The organism is Paenibacillus sp. RC334 (assembly GCF_030034735.1).
GTDB classification, from domain to species: Bacteria; Bacillota; Bacilli; order Paenibacillales; family Paenibacillaceae; genus Paenibacillus; species Paenibacillus terrae_A.
The window spans coordinates 749,399-765,966 of the sequence record NZ_CP125370.1 but is presented as its reverse complement, the minus strand read 5'-3'; the positions used below and the strand labels follow the sequence as shown (position 1 = coordinate 765,966).

Here is a 16,568-nt window from a genome sequence, read left to right as displayed (position 1 = left end):
ATCCGCAGAACCCTATTCTTTAAGGCGTAATTTCTACCGAAGCCCCATCTAGCACCTTTACTCCGTCACCTTCTCGTACACGCAGTTCCTTCATCAGCCCGAACAACGCTTCATCCTTGCGTTTGGCTTCCAGCATGACGTCAATCCGACCCGTATATCCGGCAATGTTACGCAAAAAAGTAAGCAGCGGCTCCACCTGAACACCGTCCGCATGACCGCGGGGGTCTTTTTCACTTTTGGGACTGGACGCATGGATTTTGGGTGGTAGTGGATTATCGGGAGAAGAACCCGTTTGAGCCAATTCCCCTTTCCATGTATCCAAAATGCCAGGCCACAGCTCCCACGGCTTCTCGCCCTCGTTATTTACCCATTGATGATGAATGTCGAGAACCATCGGCAGCCCCGTCCGCTTGCACGCTTCCAGCGTTTCCATCGCATTAAACGTTTTATCATCATTTTCCAGCGTCATTCGTTCCCTTAACGAAAGCTCCAGCGCACCTACTTGCTCTACAAAACGCTGACTCGACGTCACCTTGTCTCCATACGCGCCGCCGATATGAATGTTGTTCTTGGCATCCGCACCGAGTCCCATCGCCTCCAGCATCGCTTTATGATGCTTGAGATCGTTAATGGAGCTTTGCAGTACTTCCGGGCGGGGAGTGCTCAGCACTGTAAAATGATCCGGGTGAAACGAGACTCTCATCCCGTTCGCTTTGACAACATTCCCGACCTCTGCAAAATCAGCGGCAAGTGCCTGAATGGGGTCCCAGCCACGCAAATCCTGATGAGTCGCCAGCGGAATCAGCTTGGATGAAAAACGGTAAACCTTGATATCGCTCGCCCGATTATGACGCAGCAACCGCAATGTATTATGCAGGTTTTCGGTTGCAATTCGTTCCAGCTTGCGGATCGCGGCCTCTCGATCTCCAATTTTGTTAAAGCTGGCCATCGTCATCGTTTTGGAGGGCGATGCATTTTGTACGGTGACTGACATGGCTACATAGCCGAACCTTACTATCATAGGGTGTCCTTCCTTTCAACAGATCGCAGTAGATGGCGAGGCCGCTTTCGTTCTGTAACCTCAATCCCTTTTCTACTGAATCATACCCGGAAAAGCCCCCTCTGATTCGGCGTTAATCTGTCCTTCACCTGTCTATTGCGCTCCAAAAAACATTTCATCCGCCAATGCGGTCTGAACTCTTGCTTCCTCTTCATTCAGCTTGCGAATGAGGATCATTTCAACCTCGGTCACTTCGTCGCCCTGAAAATTGATTTCGGCAATACAGCCGACAATCTGCACGATGGCTACTGCCACATTGTCCACGCTGTAAGCGATGACCTTCTGACCTGTGGGGAACACACGCAGGCCGGATTTAACCATTTTGCCGCGTCCGTATTCCAGCAGTTCGTACAATTCCTGTTCGCTCTTGAATTTGCACACAGAGTTAAATTCGGTTTGAAAGCCCATGTTTAGCCGCCACCTTTCGTGATTAAGGATTCTTGCAAATCCTAATTGTATACCATGTATATGAACAAAAAAGGGAGTGATCAGCTCCCCCTGGTTCGTTTTATGAGTTCTCGTAGTGCAGCGCAGACCTGCGTTCATAACGCTCCAGTGCCAGCGCAATCATGCGGTCCAGCAGGCTTTGATAGGATACGCCCGTTTCTCTCCACAGCAATGGATACATACTGAACGGCGTAAAGCCTGGCATCGTGTTTACTTCATTAATAAAAATATGTCCGTCCGAACGTCTGACGAAGAAATCGGCACGGGAAATCCCGCAGCCCTCCAGAGCGCGGAATGCTTGCAATGCGGCTTCACGGATACGATCCGCCACTTCCTCGTCCAACGGTGCCGGAATGAGCATTTCCGATTGGCCGTCCGTGTATTTGGCAGCATAATCGTAATAGTCGCTGGACGATACAATTTCGCCCGGTACCGAAGCAATAGGCTCGTCGTTGCCGAGTACGCTGACCTCGATCTCGCGGGCATCAACATACTCCTCCACAATGACCTTCAGATCAAATTGCAAAGCCAGCTCGACTGCCTTTTCCAGCTCTTCCCGGTTAGTGGCTTTGGAAATGCCGACACTTGATCCCAGATTCGCCGGCTTGACGAAGCACGGGTACCCTAACTCGGTTTCCATCTTGCGCACGAGGTCATGGCTGGTTTGCTCCCATTGTGTACTATTAAAATAACAGTATTTCACTTGGGGCAGTCCCGCATGCTCAAACAGCTTCTTCATGACGCCTTTGTCCATCCCTGCGGCAGAAGCCAGCACTCCCGCACCGACATATGGCATATCCGCCATTTCGAACAAGCCCTGAATTGTTCCGTCTTCACCAAAGGTGCCATGCAGCAGCGGGAACAGCACATCCAGCGTCTGCTCTCCGTACAGCTTGCCGAACAACGTATCTAATGCCGCCTTCGTACTGCCCTCTGCACGCTCCAGCTTCAATTGCTCTACGGAAGCCAAAGGTGCGTCAAGCAGCGACCCTCTGCTCCAATCGCCAGCCTTTGTAATATAAAAAGGAATAATCTCATATTTCTCATAATCAAAAGCGTTCAGTACCGCATACGCCGTTTGCAGCGAAACCTCATGTTCGCCTGATTTGCCGCCGTACACCAGCCCTACGGTCAATTTTTGTTTTGCCATGCCTATCCTCCGCTTTCCTGCTTTCGTCATTGTGCCTGATTTGCGTCACTGTACCTGTTATAAACATTTCATTTAAAAATAGTCGGCGATGTGATAAAAGCGATACACCGTGTTGTCCGTCCACGCATACGAATTTTTGTAGTCCCAATAACGATGTCTGGAGCTTACCGTATGCGCATTGACAAGCGGCATGCCACCCGCATCAAAGGCCGTTACCACCGTGCTGTGCTGAAAGATGCCGTCACCATCCCAATCATAAAAAATGACATCTCCCAGCATAAGCTGCTCCGGACGGCTCACCTGCTCGGCGGTCAACCCCCACGAGCTGGAGCCCAAATACCGCTCCAGACTGTTGGAAACTGCCCAACTGTAGCTCCACAACTCACGTCCGGCGACCCGTCCTTTGTACCACCAGCCCGATTCTCTTTTACCAGTATAGTGGATCGGTGCTCCCCCTGCAAAGAGGCATTGCGAGATATAATTGGTGCAATCCACATCAAAACCTTCAAACTCCGGGTTGAAGCTATCCCACCACTGATCCGCATAGGCTGCCGCCTCTTCCCGGCGATATCGGCTGGGGCGTGCTGATGAGCCAAAGCCCAGTACACCTTGATTCAGCAGCGGCAGATTCCCTCCCTGATTAAACGAAGCCTGTTCAAAAGGAACCTCTCCCCCCGCTGGCTTCCTTTCTGCCGGATCACGCTCGATTCTTGCTACCTGCCAGGCTTCCCCCTCACGCGTGAACGTCAGACGTTCCCGTTCAATCCGATCCTCCCGGTGAGTCATCCCGCCTTTTTCGTAAAAGAGCCGGACATGCAGTTGTACATCCACCACAGCCTCCTCTGGCGTATCCTGTACAATTCGCAGCGGCTTGGCGCGTGTTTCACTACGTAAGGGAGCGGCGTTCCGCTCGTTATACCACTGTTCCAATCTGGCCGTACGGGCCGCGCGCTCCATCCGCTGGCCTACCTCCAGATATTCATCCGGCTGCGGAGCGCCGTTCACCTCACTCCGGTTATATTGGTTCACATAAGCAAAAAGGGCTTGCTTCCATTCCCGCTCCCCCATCCCTGTCCCTCCATTTCCGTCCCGCCATCCCTGTTTGGGAATAGCCGGAATACTGAATAACTTTCTTACTTCCCTCTATAGCCTGATATGGCTCTCTATCTATAAGTATGAATCTCTAAAGCTTGGTATGAACACGGAAACACGAGAAAGAGGAACGTTTTATTTTCCAGGCTTCGGCACATAAATTAGGCCAAAAAAACTTTACGGAATCGATTGAAAACGGTATACTTAATTCAGAAACATTATTTTGAAATTAGGTTTCACCTAATGAAACCATTAGAAATCTTCTTCTCCTCTATTATGAAAATAACGGTTATCCTTAGGTTAATCGGTTATTCTTCAAATCAGCCATGCTGCTTTCATGAGAGCGTAACCAAATTAAACCAACTGTGCAAGACGTCGAAAAAACGACATCCCTATTTTCCCCAAGCATCCACTTCAAGGAGGTAATACTTATGTCAGGAAAAGATCAATTCTCCATTGCCCGCAGTCTCGAAGTTAACGGCAAGCCTTACCGTTATTACAGTCTCAAGGCACTGGAGGAACAAGGAAAAAACGGTATCGCCAAGCTGCCTTTCTCCATTAAAGTGTTGCTGGAAGCCGCTGTGCGCCAATTCGATGGACGCGCAATTACTGAGGAGCATGTGCAGCAGCTTACAGGCTGGGCTGAGGATCGTGACACCAACAAGGAAATTCCATTCATCCCTGCACGCATCGTGCTTCAGGATTTTACTGGCGTTCCGGTGGTTGTCGATTTGGCAGCCATGCGCGATACTGTGAAAAAAGCGGGCGGCGACCCGAAACAAATCAATCCGCTCGTACCCGTCGATCTTGTTATCGACCACTCGGTTATGGTCGATGCTTTCGGTACCAGTGAAGCGCTGGACTATAATATTAATGTAGAATTTGAGCGTAACGAGGAACGGTACCGTTTTCTGCGCTGGGCGCAAACGGCGTTCAACAACTTCCGTGCCGTGCCGCCGTCCACTGGTATCGTCCATCAGGTCAATCTGGAGTATCTGGCATCCGTGGCCGCCACCAAAACCATTGACGGCGAAACCGTCGTCTTCCCGGATTCCCTCGTCGGAACGGATTCCCATACGACGATGATTAACGGTCTGGGTGTTGTAGGCTGGGGCGTCGGCGGGATTGAGGCAGAGGCGGGTATGCTGGGGCAGCCGCTGTATTTTGTCACACCGGATGTTATCGGCTTCAAGCTGACAGGCAGTCTGACGGAAGGCTCTACCGCCACCGATCTGGCACTCACTGTAACCCAAATGCTGCGTAAAAAAGGCGTAGTCGGCAAATTCGTAGAATTTTACGGACCTGGCCTGGCTAACATCAGCTTGGCTGACCGTGCAACGGTTGCCAATATGGCACCGGAATACGGCGCAACGGTTGGCTTCTTCCCGGTTGATGCGGAAACGCTGGCCTACCTGCGCAGCACCGGACGTTCTGATGAGCAAGTGAGTCTTGTAGAGGAATATTACAAAGCGCAAGGCATGTTCCGCACATCCGATACGCCGGACCCTGTGTTCAGCGATACGATTGAACTGGATCTTGCTTCGGTTGTACCAAGTCTCGCTGGTCCCAAACGTCCACAAGACCGTGTTGAGCTTAGCCACATGAAGGAAACCTTTGAAGGCATTATCCGTACCCCTGTGGACAAAGGCGGCTACGGACTGAGTGATGAAAAGATCGCGCAGAAAATTCCGCTGACCCATCCGGACGGCTCCACCAGCGAGCTGGGTACTGGCGCAGTCGTGATTGCGGCTATCACAAGCTGCACGAACACCTCCAACCCAAGCGTTATGCTGGGCGCAGGCTTGCTCGCCAAAAAGGCAGTACAACGCGGGCTCAAAAAGCCGGGCTATGTGAAAACCAGCTTGACGCCGGGCTCCCTTGTCGTGACGGAATACCTGCAAAAAGCAGGGCTGATCGGTCCGCTGGAAGCACTCGGCTTCCATGTAGCTGGCTATGGCTGCGCGACCTGCATCGGTAACTCCGGTCCGCTTCCTGACGAAGTGAGTCAGGCCATCACAGACAACGATCTGACGGTTGGTGCAGTCATTTCCGGCAACCGGAACTTTGAGGGCCGCGTGCATGCGCAGGTCAAAGCCAACTATCTCGGCTCACCGCCACTGGTTGTTGCTTATGCGTTGGCAGGTACGGTGAACATTGATTTGGTGAATGATCCGCTCGGTTACGATCAGGACAATCAGCCTGTCTACCTGAAAGACATCTGGCCAACCTCCGAGGAGATCAAGGAAGCGATCAGCCTGTCTCTCAGCCCGGATATGTTCCGTCGTAAATATGAGAATGTATTTACTGCCAACGAAAAATGGAACTCCATTCCGGTTCCTGAAGGCGAACTGTATGAATGGGATGAAAAATCAACTTATATTCAAAATCCACCATTCTTTGAAAAACTTCAGGATGGCGTACAGGATATCAAGGAAATCCGTAATGCCCGTGTGCTTGCCCTGTTGAATGATTCGGTCACGACGGACCATATCTCACCAGCAGGCAACATCGCCCCTTCCAGCCCGGCAGGACTGTACTTGAAGGAGCATGGCGTGGAACGCAAGGACTTCAACTCCTACGGCTCCCGTCGGGGCAACCATGAGGTCATGATGCGTGGTACGTTCGCTAACATCCGTATCCGCAACAACGTAGCTCCCGGCACCGAGGGCGGCGTGACCAAATACTTGCTGACAGATGAGGAAATGTCCATCTACGATGCATCTATGAAATATCAGGCAGCCGATCAAAACCTGATCGTTATTGCCGGCAAGGAATACGGCACAGGCAGCTCACGTGACTGGGCAGCGAAGGGTACGCTTCTGCTGGGCGTCAAAGCCGTCATTGCAGAAAGCTTCGAGCGGATTCACCGCAGTAACCTGGTCGGTATGGGTGTGCTTCCACTGCAATTCCAGGAAGGCAACGGCTGGTCCAGCCTGGGTCTGAACGGCCGTGAAACGTTTGATATTCTCGGCATCGACAATGACGTGAAGCCGGGTCAAGAGCTTACGGTTGTTGCCAAACGTGAGGATGGCACGAAGTTCGAGTTCCCGGTAACTGCCCGTCTGGACAGCACCGTCGATATCGACTACTACCACAACGGCGGTATTCTGCAAACCGTATTACGTCAAATGATCGCAGACTAAGTTTTTGAACGTCAAATGTGAAGAACCCCCCGATTGCAGCTCTATCTGCGAATCGGGGGTATTTTTTATCTATATAAAACAAAAAAGCCGATCCCTCAGGACCGACTTCCAACCATGTTACCCTATAACCTTCGTACTCGCCAATTACTTCGAAATATCCAAAAAACCCTCTCCGAACACGTCCCGCACGTCATGAATGGTGATAAACGCTGCTGTGTCGATAGCCTTCACAATCTTTTTAAGCGCCGACACCTCTTGCTTGCTGATGACAATATACAGAACTTCTTTCGGATTTTTCGTGTAGTACCCGTGGCCTGACAGGACTGTAACTCCCCGATCCATTTGGGTAATGACCATTTCTGCAATTTTATTTTGATGCTCCGAAATGATCATGACCGCTTTCTTCGGATTCAGACCTTCGATCATGAAATCCATAACCTTCGTACCGACGTACAAAATAACGATGGTCAGCATGAGCTTTTCCGGGCCAATAATAAAATAGGATGAAAATGCAACAATCAGATCAAAAAACAGCAAACCATAGCTGATATTCCAATCCAGATACTTGTTGGCGATCCGGGCCAAAATGACCGTTCCTGCTGTTGTACCGCCCACCCGCACGATCAAACCAATCCCGATCCCCACCAAAACCCCGGCAAATACGGCGTTAATCGTCGGCTCATGCGAATCAATCCGCCAGTTGGCCGTTAAATGTAAAAACAACGAGTTAAAAGCGACTGCAATCACGGTGTACAGGGTCGTTCTCTTGTCCAAAAATTTATACCCGACAATCAGCAGCAAGCCATTGATCACCAGATTGACGATCGAAGGGGACCACTGAAACAGGTAGTACAAAATAATCGTGACCCCTGTAACACCCCCCTCGCCAAACTCATTCGGGATAACAAACAGATTAACAGCCAGCGCGAAAAAAAACGCACCCAGAATAATAAATGCGATGTCTGCAATTCTTTTTTTCATATATGTCCTGGTCCTTTCTCAAACATTTCAACGGATGAATCGCCAGATGGATTGGCTGACTCTAGTAGCTAAAACACGCTTACAACCAGTTCATGGTATCCACTCCCAAACATAAAGTCAATACAACTTTGACACTTTAATTCGCCACCAGACTGACTTCATATTGACTTCAGGACTTTGCAAAATCCTCACTTATATAAGGATATTCGACAAAAAAACACGGTCCCGACTACTAAACTAAGAAAACGGGCCTCTGGCCCTTGTTCTGGACCTAGGCACATTTTCCCTCAGAATGACCATACACCTAATCCTCATTTTGGACACATATGACCATCTTCCTGTTTTATGTCAAAAGCGTTTTAATTTGAAAAAATGCGTTTATAATGATTGAAACATTACCAAGCAGTCTACCCGGTATTACGACATCAAGTACATACGAATAGTCCTATACAGACGTCCTAAGCAACTCAATCTGAATTTGACAAAATGGAATTGGAGGAACTACCTGCATGAATACAATGAATTTAACTGTACACACCTTGATGCCTTTCCATCAACAATACCAACGTGCCAACGCGGTGAGTATGCAGAAGAAAGAAGACAGCTCGGAGAAGAAGCTCAGCTTTCAGGACATTTTGAATGAGAAAATGGGTAAAAAATAAAGCCGCCCTTTATCCGGTTGCATGATCTCGCTTTACATAAGCTAAAAAGCCGTGGCCCCTACAATCTGTAGAGAACCACGGCTTTTGTTATTCATGCGTTCATAAGTTTAAGGATTTACTGCCCGTCATCCCGATACTGCTCTGCCTTCTCACGCATCCCGGCGGCTACCGCTTCTTCGGTGTTCAGCCCCTTATCCGCCGCATAGGCGCGAATGTCCTGCGTGATACGCATACTGCAAAACTTGGGACCGCACATCGAGCAAAAGTGTGCTTCCTTGGCTCCCTCTGCTGGCAGCGTCTCATCATGGTAGGACAGAGCCCGCTCAGGGTCGAGCGAAAGATTGAACTGATCGCGCCAGCGGAATTCAAAGCGTGCCTTGGACAAAGCATCGTCCCGCTGCTGCGCCCGTGGATGGCCTTTTGCCAGATCGGCAGCATGTGCCGCAATTTTGTAGGTAATGACACCCTCGCGGACATCATCCTTGTTCGGCAGGCCCAAATGCTCCTTCGGCGTAACATAGCATAGCATGGACGTCCCGAACCAACCGATCATTGCCGCCCCGATAGCCGAGGTAATATGATCATATCCGGGTGCAATATCCGTCGTGAGCGGTCCCAGTGTATAAAAGGGAGCTTCCTTGCAAATTTCCATTTGCAGTTCCACATTCTCCTTGATTTTGTGCATCGGGACATGTCCCGGTCCTTCAATCATGACCTGAACGTCGTGCCTCCAGGCAATTTGCGTTAACTCACCCAACGTATCCAGCTCAGCAAACTGTGCCTCATCATTCGCATCATAGATACTACCCGGACGCAGACCATCCCCGAGGGAAAAGGCCACATCGTAGGCTTTCATGATTTCGCATATTTCCTCAAAATGCGTGTACAAAAAGTTCTCCTGATGGTGCGCAAGGCACCATGCCGCCATAATCGACCCTCCACGGGACACAATTCCTGTCATTCTACTTGCCGTCATCGGAATATACCGCAGCAGCACGCCCGCATGAATGGTGAAATAGTCCACGCCCTGCTCCGCCTGCTCAATCAGCGTGTCACGATACAGCTCCCACGTTAGCGCCTCGGCTTCGCCGTTCACCTTTTCAAGCGCCTGATACAGTGGTACAGTCCCAATCGGCACAGGGGAGTTACGGATGATCCATTCACGTGTCGTATGGATGTTACGGCCTGTGGACAGGTCCATGACCGTATCCGAGCCCCAGCGTACAGCCCAGGTCATTTTCTCCACTTCCTCCTCGATGGAGGACGTAACCGCAGAATTACCAATGTTCGCATTAATCTTCACGTGAAAATGACGCCCAATCACCATCGGCTCACTTTCCGGATGGTTGATATTTGAAGGCAAAATGGCTCGTCCAGCCGCCAACTCCTGTCGAACAAACTCAGGTTCCACCCCTTCGCGGATGGATGAAAATTCCATTTCGGGCGTAATGATCCCTTGCCGCGCATAATGCATTTGCGTTACACTACGCCCTTGCCGCGCACGGAGCGGACGGTTGGTAACGCCGGGAAATTCAGCCGTCTCCCGTTTGGAGCCGGGCTTCAACCCGTTATCCTCTGGCTTGACGGCACGCCCCTCGTAAGCCTCCACATCGCCCCGTTCCAGTGCCCAAGCCCGCCGTAATTGAGGCAAGCCCTGACGGATATCGACCTGATAGGCTTCGTCGGTCATGGGACCGCTCGTATCGTACACACGTAACGGCTCATGATGCTCCGTGCCCTGTGGCGTATGTGTGGGATGCAGGGCGATTTCACGCTCCGGTACGGCAATGTCCGGCCGCGAGCCTTGAATATATACCTTGCGGCTCCCCGGAAAGGGCTTCACCCCTCCTGTCTGTTCATCCACTGCGTTCCCTGCTGTTCCTTCTGTTTCTGTCGGTTTCATTGTCCATTCCTCCCGTTTCGATGAAATGACACACCGATCCGGAACCATCCCCAGGCTGGCTGATCTATGCAAAAAAGCCGGTTCCCCAGGGAACCGGCTAATCTAACGAAACAGCTATGCAGACGGCTACGCACGCGGAATCATACTCCGATGCATTGCCATAGACAGCGGCTACGTATACATTTCAATGGCCGATTACTTCCCTACGCTGGTATGATCCAGATCAGGTGCAAAGGGTCCGGAATCTAGTGCGATTCCATCTCAGCCCGGCATTACAGGCTCCCCCAGTAACTGTGATAATTCTATTCGCATGAGGCGGCTATAACTGACAACCCGCCATCCCCATCAGATTACTTCAAATTTACGGCTTTGGCAACCCTTCTCTGGTCCCTTTTTCCAAAGATTATGGAAGCATAAGCCCCATTTCCTTTGCCGCCTCGATCAAAATCGGTGCAAAATCATGCAACGTCTCGGGCGCTAGTCGGCTGACCGGACCGGATACAGACAAGGCCGCAGCGACCTGTCCCTTCCGATTCACGATAGGCGCAGCCACAGCAGCAGCGCCCGGCTCCCGCTCCTCATAGCTGGTCGCATAGCCCTTCTCACGAATATCCTGCAATTGAGCCTTATAGACCTCCGGGTCTACCGAGGGCGGCCATTCATCCCCGCTTAGCAGGGCTTCCAGCTCCTGCGGCGGCATAAAGGCCGCCAGCACCTTGCTGGAGGCTCCTACAGCCAGCGGCATGCTTGCACCCACTGGCGCAACGCGGCGGATCGCCTGATTGCTCTGCACGGCCTGAATGCGGATACGCATACTGCCATCGCGCAGGTATAGGCTGACCGTTTCGCCCAGACGGTCACGCAATCCTTCCATCGCTGGCTGTAATAGGATCGCCGGCTCGTCGCTTTGCGACAGATGGGTGGATAGCTCCCATATCCGGATGCCGAGCCGGTATTTTTCCGTTGCGGGATTCCGAACGACAAAGCCCCGATCCTCCAGCGTGGTCAGCAGCCGATGAACGGTACTTTTATGTAAACCAATTTTGGAAGCAATCTCTGTTAGACCCAGATCGGAATCTCCAGTAAAACACATCAGTATATCAAGCGCACGCTCCACGGCGCGAACCGTTAATTTACGGTCTTCCATTGTGAACCGCTCCTCTTTGTTCCATATTCGTTTCACACCATGAAACATGGTTACATAAATTATATAGAATAGTCGCGGCTACTGTAAACCAATGTTTTTGTGACAGCCATATTACAGAACGAGAACAAACATCGACAAATCTTTGCATCATTTTTACTTTTCCGGTTCAGCCGTTGACTTTGGATAACACGCATCATACGATAATAGGTATCTATACGGACATAAACTATCATTTTCAAGTGGAATTGTACCTAGAATTCTATGAAACGGAGTTCATTTTTATATAAGGAGGCTCTTACATGATTTCGACATCCCAGCGCAGCTCTCAGCTACAGCATGCTGTCCATGAGCCGTCCACCCCACTGATCAACCCCCGGCTGCTGCGAATCAAGCATGTCGTTATTGCCTTGCTGCTGTCGGTCGTATTTTTTCTATTGTTTTGCTTTATTACCCTGCACGCCTATATCGCATGGGTACTGACGAATCCAACCGTCGCGCCACTGTACTCGAACCCGATGCAGGCCAAAGGAATGCCCTACGAGGATGTCAGCTTCCCCGCCAAGGACGGCAGCCGGATGGTGCAGGGCTGGTATATCCCGGCGGATCAATCGAAGAAAACGATTATTTTCAGCCACGGTTATGGGGCCAACCGCGAAGAAAGCTGGATTCCGATGTATGATCTGGCGCATTATGCCCACCGTTTGAATTTTAACGTTGTCATGTTCGATTACGGATTCGCATCACAAAATAGCAAAGCCGTCGCAACCGGAGGCAAAGCGGAATCCCAGCAGCTTCTCGGGGCGATCCAGCTTGCGAAGCAACGCGGTTCCTCGGAGATTATCGTATGGGGCTTCTCGATGGGGGCAGGAACTGCTCTTCAGGCGGGCTTGCAAACCAAAGATGTGGACGCCATGATTTTGGACAGCACCTTCCTCCTGGAGCCGGATACGCTGTACCATAACATTCATAATCAAATTGATCTGCCGCGCCATCCATCTCTGGAAATTCTGGAGCTGCTGTTTCCAGTCTTGAACGGTACCAGCCTGCATCAGATTCCATACCAAGAGGTCAAAGCGGAAAACTATCCGTTCCCGATCATGTTTGTACATGGGACGCAGGATGAAAAGGCTCCTTACCCGATTGCGGAAAAGCTCGCTGCCAATCAAACCAACTCGCTTTCCAGTGTATGGATTGTCAAAAACGGGCTGCATGAGCTTATTTTCAGGGAGCATCCACGTGAGTATTTGCGGCGGGTATCGACGTTTTTAAGCGGTGTACAAGAGCTGGAGGACAAGAAAACTATCGCTAATGCCAGTAAACAAACGACTACGAAGTAAGGGGTCTATTTTAGAAGCCATATTCCTTTCAACATAGAGAAGCCCGTCTGTGGACACTTAACCCGTGCCGCAGCGAGGCTTCTTTTTTTGCGTCCAACTATGTATTCATTGCCCCACATTACATGTCCGCGCCGGATCGGGGAGTTTATAGACATATTCCCGATGAGACGGCGAATATACTGGGTACGTATGCATCCGGGTCAGGTTCTTGGGACCAGCCCGGATAGCCATAGTGGGATACGGGAGGTAAAAACGATGCTGAGTACTTACGGGTCTTTCCTGCCCTTACGTGTGCTGGAGGAAATCCGGCATTGGAAACAGCAGGAAAGCTGGCATGTGGAAGTGATTAAGTCCGCTACAGAGGGCCTGGAGCCTGCCTACGTGCGGCTGCTGGATGACTGGAGGACGGTATTCGAACAGACGGAACGCACCGCTATAGAGCTGCTTGAAGAGCAGCGAAGCGCCCTTGATCCGGCAGATCAGGCGTGGCATCGTCAATGGGAGCGGTCGGCGGCGGCTGCACAAGCACAAGCCGGGCATCCGGGGCAATCGAGAGAATCGGGGTCAGGATCGGCACAAGTAGAGCTACAATCGATTGAGGCAACGGCAGGAGTGACATCAGATTCACAGCCTGTCTCACAAGAGCTGAATCGTCGTCTGGACGAATTGCTGCAAACCGCAAACCGCCAGTCACAAGAGTATGTACGGCAGCTCAGTCTGCTGACCGAGCACAGCCATGCGTTACGACAACAGCCGAAATCCACCGGAATTGTACTGCATGCGGCATATGAGAGCCAGTATTTCCTGATCTCGACCAACCCCTTTCAGGAGCCCGGCTCCATTGCGCGGGCCACTGCGTTGTTTCATGTGGCGGCAGAGGGTGAGGATTACCCCGAGGATGCGCTGCGAGAGCGGCAGACAGGGCAGACAGGCGGCACGAGGTGGGAAGGACCGTGGGCGAACAAAGACAAAGGCGTCCAGTCAAGCCAGACAGAGCCTTCGGCTACGGAAAAAACTTCCCCCGGCAGGCCTGTTCCTATCGGAGGACATCGTTTGCCGCCGCTCCCATACCCCTATAATGCGCTTGAACCGTACATTGATGAGAAAACGATGCGTATCCACCATGACAAGCATCATCTAAGCTATGTGAATGATTTAAACAAAGCGGAGAAAAAGCTGGAGGAAGCCCGGAAAACGGGCGATTTTGACCTTGTGAAGCATTGGGAACGCGAGCTGGCGTTTAACGGTGCAGGCCATTATCTGCACACTCTTTTCTGGACGATTATGAGTCCTCAAGGCGGTGGAACACCAAGCGGGCCGCTGGCGGAGCAGATCAAAAAGGACTTTGGCAGCTATGAGGCATTCAAGAAGCAATTCAGCTCAGCAGCCGAGAAGGTCGAGGGCGGCGGCTGGGCTATCCTGACGTGGAGTCCACGTGCAGGACGGCTTGAAATTTTGCAGGCCGAAAAGCACCAGAACCTGACTCAATGGGAGTCCATTCCGTTGCTGGCGATAGATGTATGGGAGCATGCCTATTACTTAAAGCATCAGAACGAGCGCAACAAATACATTGAGGACTGGTGGCATGTCGTGAACTGGCCTGAGGTCGAAAAGCGCTACACCCAAGCCTCGAAGCTGAGATGGCAACCGTTCTAAGCTAAGACTCCTCTGTAGCCAGGAACATACTTCCCACTACACCTGCGAATCGTATCGCTCTCTGAGCGCTCTCATTTGCTCCATCAGTCCTTGCGGCTGCACCAATGAGTCATCAGCAGGCAAAATTGCCGCCCGACTTTCGACTACACGGCGCAGCGATGCCGTATACGCCTCAACCGACGGCACCCCGGCCAGCTCCGCCAGGCTGCGCATCGTTGCCGGATTCACCTGCGGATAATCCGGTTGCGCCACGCCTGGCGACGCAGCTCCGGCTGCCTCCGCATAGAACCGCTGCACCACCTGTGCGCGCTCCGCGCCACTGCCCTCAATCATCACAAAGGCCGTGATGATATAGGCCTTGGCCTGCCGCCGCTGCGCAATGCCGCAAAACTTGCGGCCTCGGACGCTGACATCGTAATCGCCAGGACAGAAGGACCCGGCGATTTCCCCGGTCTGCGCCTCGGCGGACCACGGGGCCAGCGCATCGCTGATCAGCCCCGCCATAAGCCGAAAATCTTCATGCAGGCTGATCGCCCGCTGCGGATTCGGCAGGATCAGGGACAGGTTCAGTACCCCCCTGTCCAGCATGACAGCCGCTCCGCCCGAGGGACGCACGCATACCGAGGTTCCGGCGTTCCGCACACGCTCCATCGCCTGCGGCGCGTACGGAAGCCTGCGGTCCCGGTGGCCGATCACCAGCGCAGCCGGGTGCCGCCATAGATGCAAAACAGGCGCAGCTCCTTGCCCTACTTGCCGGCAGGCCAGTTCCTCCCACGCCAGTGGAGACAAAACATCCGTCTGAGTGGTCACGAGTGGCGCTTCAAACCATTGCAGATCAGGCAAAACCGTTGTTTTGTCTGCTGACATATGTACATTCTCCATACGCTATCCTCCTTCAAAGCAGTTAACGTCCACCTTTTCTCATGTTAGCAAAAAAGAGTGGCTACGCCTATGCGTAAACCACTCTTTTTTATTCATCACATCACCGTCACGCCTGTTCGGTCAATCCTTGAGCAGCGAGAGGAACTCTGCACGCTGCGCAGCATCATCACGAAACGTTCCGCGTACCGCAGATGTTACCGTTTTGCTGCCAGGCTTTTTGACGCCTCTTGCGCACATACACAAGTGCTCGCCTTCCACGACCACCATAACCCCGTGAGCGGAGACCGCTTCATTCAAAATATCTGCGATCTGTGCCGTAATGCGCTCCTGAACCTGCAAACGGCGCGTCACAGCCTCAACCAGACGGGCAAGCTTGCTTAGTCCTACAATTTTGCCGCTGGGTACATAGCCGATATGCACTTTTCCGAAGAAAGGAGCCATATGGTGCTCACACTGGCTGTAATAGACGATGTCCTTCACAATCACAAGCTCCTCGTGATTTTCGTCGAATGTTACACCCAGCGCATCCCGGGGATCAACCTCATAACCTGCAAATATCTCCTCATACATGCGCGCTACGCGTGCCGGTGTTTCCAGCAAGCCTTCACGCTTGGGGTCCTCACCGATCAGTTGTAGAATTTGCTCCACATGGTACTCGATTTTATCCCGGTTATCCGCAGCTTTGCGGTTAATATAATCTTTTACGCCAGCCACAGTAATCCTCCTCTGTGCAACCTCATGCGGCATTCGTGCTTATGTTGCTCATTATTTACGATGGCCCTGATTTTTACGCTGACCTGGCTGATTTTTGGAGAACTGCTGGTTCTTCATCATCTGCTGGGCTTTCTGCATTTGCTTCCCATTCAGGTTATAACCCATCTGCTTGGCCATTTTTTGCAGCGTCTCAGGATCGTTTTGCATCTTTTCAAGCTGTTTGCGAAGATAATAAGCACCGATGAAAAATCCCCCGACCAAACCAACAATCAGGGTAATGATCGGAATGACAATATTCCACACCACGAAGTCGTCACCTCTGTATATTTATATGAAACCTCTTGAATTATACACGAACCTATCATAGCAAAACATGGGACAGCTAGCAAATCAC

14 protein-coding genes and 1 riboswitch are annotated in these 16,568 nt (G+C 51.6%); of the genes, 4 read left to right on the top strand and 10 right to left on the bottom strand.

What is annotated here, in order from left to right:
- Nucleotides 1–19 precede the first annotated feature (19 nt).
- The 4 genes from uvsE to QMK20_RS03695 form a co-directional block, all read right to left on the bottom strand.
- Nucleotides 20–1,021: a UV DNA damage repair endonuclease UvsE gene (uvsE, locus tag QMK20_RS03710; protein ID WP_283654649.1), complete on the bottom strand. Its 1,002-nt coding sequence runs from the start codon at nt 1,019–1,021 to the stop codon at nt 20–22.
- Nucleotides 1,022–1,153: 132 nt separating this feature from the next.
- Entirely contained in the window at nt 1,154–1,468 is a 315-nt protein-coding gene (locus QMK20_RS03705) for a hypothetical protein (protein WP_044646107.1), read from the bottom strand.
- Between the two features lie 100 nt (nt 1,469–1,568).
- A complete protein-coding gene (locus QMK20_RS03700; RefSeq protein WP_283654648.1) occupies nt 1,569–2,657 on the bottom strand; it encodes a D-alanine--D-alanine ligase in 1,089 nt (362 codons plus the stop codon).
- 72 nt (nt 2,658–2,729) lie between these two features.
- Nucleotides 2,730–3,725 carry an amidase domain-containing protein gene (locus QMK20_RS03695; RefSeq protein WP_283654647.1) on the bottom strand — a complete coding sequence of 332 codons (996 nt, stop codon included), beginning with the start codon at nt 3,723–3,725 and terminating at the stop codon, nt 2,730–2,732.
- Nucleotides 3,726–4,180: 455 nt separating this feature from the next.
- On the opposite strand from QMK20_RS03695, the gene acnA reads away from it, so the two are divergent.
- Entirely contained in the window at nt 4,181–6,892 is a 2,712-nt protein-coding gene (gene acnA, locus QMK20_RS03690) for an aconitate hydratase AcnA (protein WP_283654646.1), read from the top strand.
- 144 nt (nt 6,893–7,036) lie between these two features.
- On the opposite strand, the gene QMK20_RS03685 is transcribed toward acnA, so the two are convergent.
- Complete coding sequence (locus QMK20_RS03685; RefSeq protein WP_044646111.1) at nt 7,037–7,873, bottom strand: YitT family protein; 837 nt, start codon at nt 7,871–7,873, stop codon at nt 7,037–7,039.
- 509 nt (nt 7,874–8,382) lie between these two features.
- Here QMK20_RS03685 and QMK20_RS03680 point away from each other — a divergent pair.
- On the top strand, nt 8,383–8,535 hold the full coding sequence (locus QMK20_RS03680; RefSeq protein WP_283654645.1) for a hypothetical protein: 153 nt from the start codon (nt 8,383–8,385) through the stop codon (nt 8,533–8,535).
- A gap of 115 nt (nt 8,536–8,650) precedes the next feature.
- On the opposite strand, the gene thiC is transcribed toward QMK20_RS03680, so the two are convergent.
- Together thiC and QMK20_RS03670 are read right to left on the bottom strand one after the other, a co-directional pair.
- Entirely contained in the window at nt 8,651–10,438 is a 1,788-nt protein-coding gene (thiC, locus tag QMK20_RS03675; protein ID WP_283654644.1) for a phosphomethylpyrimidine synthase ThiC, read from the bottom strand.
- Between the two features lie 183 nt (nt 10,439–10,621).
- A riboswitch (TPP riboswitch) is annotated at nt 10,622–10,734 on the bottom strand.
- Nucleotides 10,735–10,841: 107 nt separating this feature from the next.
- On the bottom strand, nt 10,842–11,585 hold the full coding sequence (locus tag QMK20_RS03670; RefSeq protein ID WP_044646113.1) for an IclR family transcriptional regulator: 744 nt from the start codon (nt 11,583–11,585) through the stop codon (nt 10,842–10,844).
- A 299-nt stretch (nt 11,586–11,884) separates the two neighbouring features.
- Between QMK20_RS03670 and QMK20_RS03665 the strand changes: the two genes are divergently transcribed.
- Both QMK20_RS03665 and QMK20_RS03660 read left to right on the top strand, forming a co-directional pair.
- Nucleotides 11,885–12,922 (top strand): alpha/beta hydrolase, encoded by a 1,038-nt coding sequence (locus QMK20_RS03665; RefSeq protein ID WP_283654643.1) that lies wholly within the window; start codon nt 11,885–11,887, stop codon nt 12,920–12,922.
- A 255-nt stretch (nt 12,923–13,177) separates the two neighbouring features.
- On the top strand, nt 13,178–14,578 hold the full coding sequence (locus QMK20_RS03660; RefSeq protein WP_283654642.1) for a Fe-Mn family superoxide dismutase: 1,401 nt from the start codon (nt 13,178–13,180) through the stop codon (nt 14,576–14,578).
- Nucleotides 14,579–14,614: 36 nt separating this feature from the next.
- On the opposite strand, the gene QMK20_RS03655 is transcribed toward QMK20_RS03660, so the two are convergent.
- The 3 genes from QMK20_RS03655 to QMK20_RS03645 all read right to left on the bottom strand — a co-directional run bounded on the left by QMK20_RS03655 (nt 14,615) and on the right by QMK20_RS03645 (nt 16,480).
- Nucleotides 14,615–15,460, bottom strand: a complete 846-nt coding sequence (locus QMK20_RS03655) for a lipoate--protein ligase family protein (protein ID WP_283654641.1) — start codon at nt 15,458–15,460, stop codon at nt 14,615–14,617.
- A 120-nt stretch (nt 15,461–15,580) separates the two neighbouring features.
- On the bottom strand, nt 15,581–16,174 hold the full coding sequence (gene folE, locus QMK20_RS03650; protein ID WP_137061546.1) for a GTP cyclohydrolase I FolE: 594 nt from the start codon (nt 16,172–16,174) through the stop codon (nt 15,581–15,583).
- Nucleotides 16,175–16,225: 51 nt separating this feature from the next.
- Nucleotides 16,226–16,480, bottom strand: coding sequence for a YneF family protein (locus tag QMK20_RS03645; RefSeq protein WP_137061545.1), 255 nt, complete (start codon nt 16,478–16,480; stop codon nt 16,226–16,228).
- Nucleotides 16,481–16,568: the final 88 nt, after the last annotated feature.

Bases quoted from the DNA above. Each gene is read 5' to 3' on its own strand.
- QMK20_RS03680 (WP_283654645.1), top strand. From the start codon at position 8,383: ATGAATACAATGAATTTAACTGTACACACCTTGATGCCTTTCCATCAA.
- QMK20_RS03670 (WP_044646113.1), bottom strand. From the start codon at position 11,585: ATGGAAGACCGTAAATTAACGGTTCGCGCCGTGGAGCGTGCGCTTGAT.
- QMK20_RS03660 (WP_283654642.1), top strand. From the start codon at position 13,178: ATGCTGAGTACTTACGGGTCTTTCCTGCCCTTACGTGTGCTGGAGGAA.
- acnA (WP_283654646.1), top strand. From the start codon at position 4,181: ATGTCAGGAAAAGATCAATTCTCCATTGCCCGCAGTCTCGAAGTTAAC.
- QMK20_RS03705 (WP_044646107.1), bottom strand. From the start codon at position 1,468: ATGGGCTTTCAAACCGAATTTAACTCTGTGTGCAAATTCAAGAGCGAA.
- thiC (WP_283654644.1), bottom strand. From the start codon at position 10,438: ATGAAACCGACAGAAACAGAAGGAACAGCAGGGAACGCAGTGGATGAA.
- QMK20_RS03655 (WP_283654641.1), bottom strand. From the start codon at position 15,460: ATGGAGAATGTACATATGTCAGCAGACAAAACAACGGTTTTGCCTGAT.
- QMK20_RS03695 (WP_283654647.1), bottom strand. From the start codon at position 3,725: ATGGGGGAGCGGGAATGGAAGCAAGCCCTTTTTGCTTATGTGAACCAA.
- QMK20_RS03685 (WP_044646111.1), bottom strand. From the start codon at position 7,873: ATGAAAAAAAGAATTGCAGACATCGCATTTATTATTCTGGGTGCGTTT.
- QMK20_RS03665 (WP_283654643.1), top strand. From the start codon at position 11,885: ATGATTTCGACATCCCAGCGCAGCTCTCAGCTACAGCATGCTGTCCAT.
- uvsE (WP_283654649.1), bottom strand. From the start codon at position 1,021: ATGATAGTAAGGTTCGGCTATGTAGCCATGTCAGTCACCGTACAAAAT.
- QMK20_RS03700 (WP_283654648.1), bottom strand. From the start codon at position 2,657: ATGGCAAAACAAAAATTGACCGTAGGGCTGGTGTACGGCGGCAAATCA.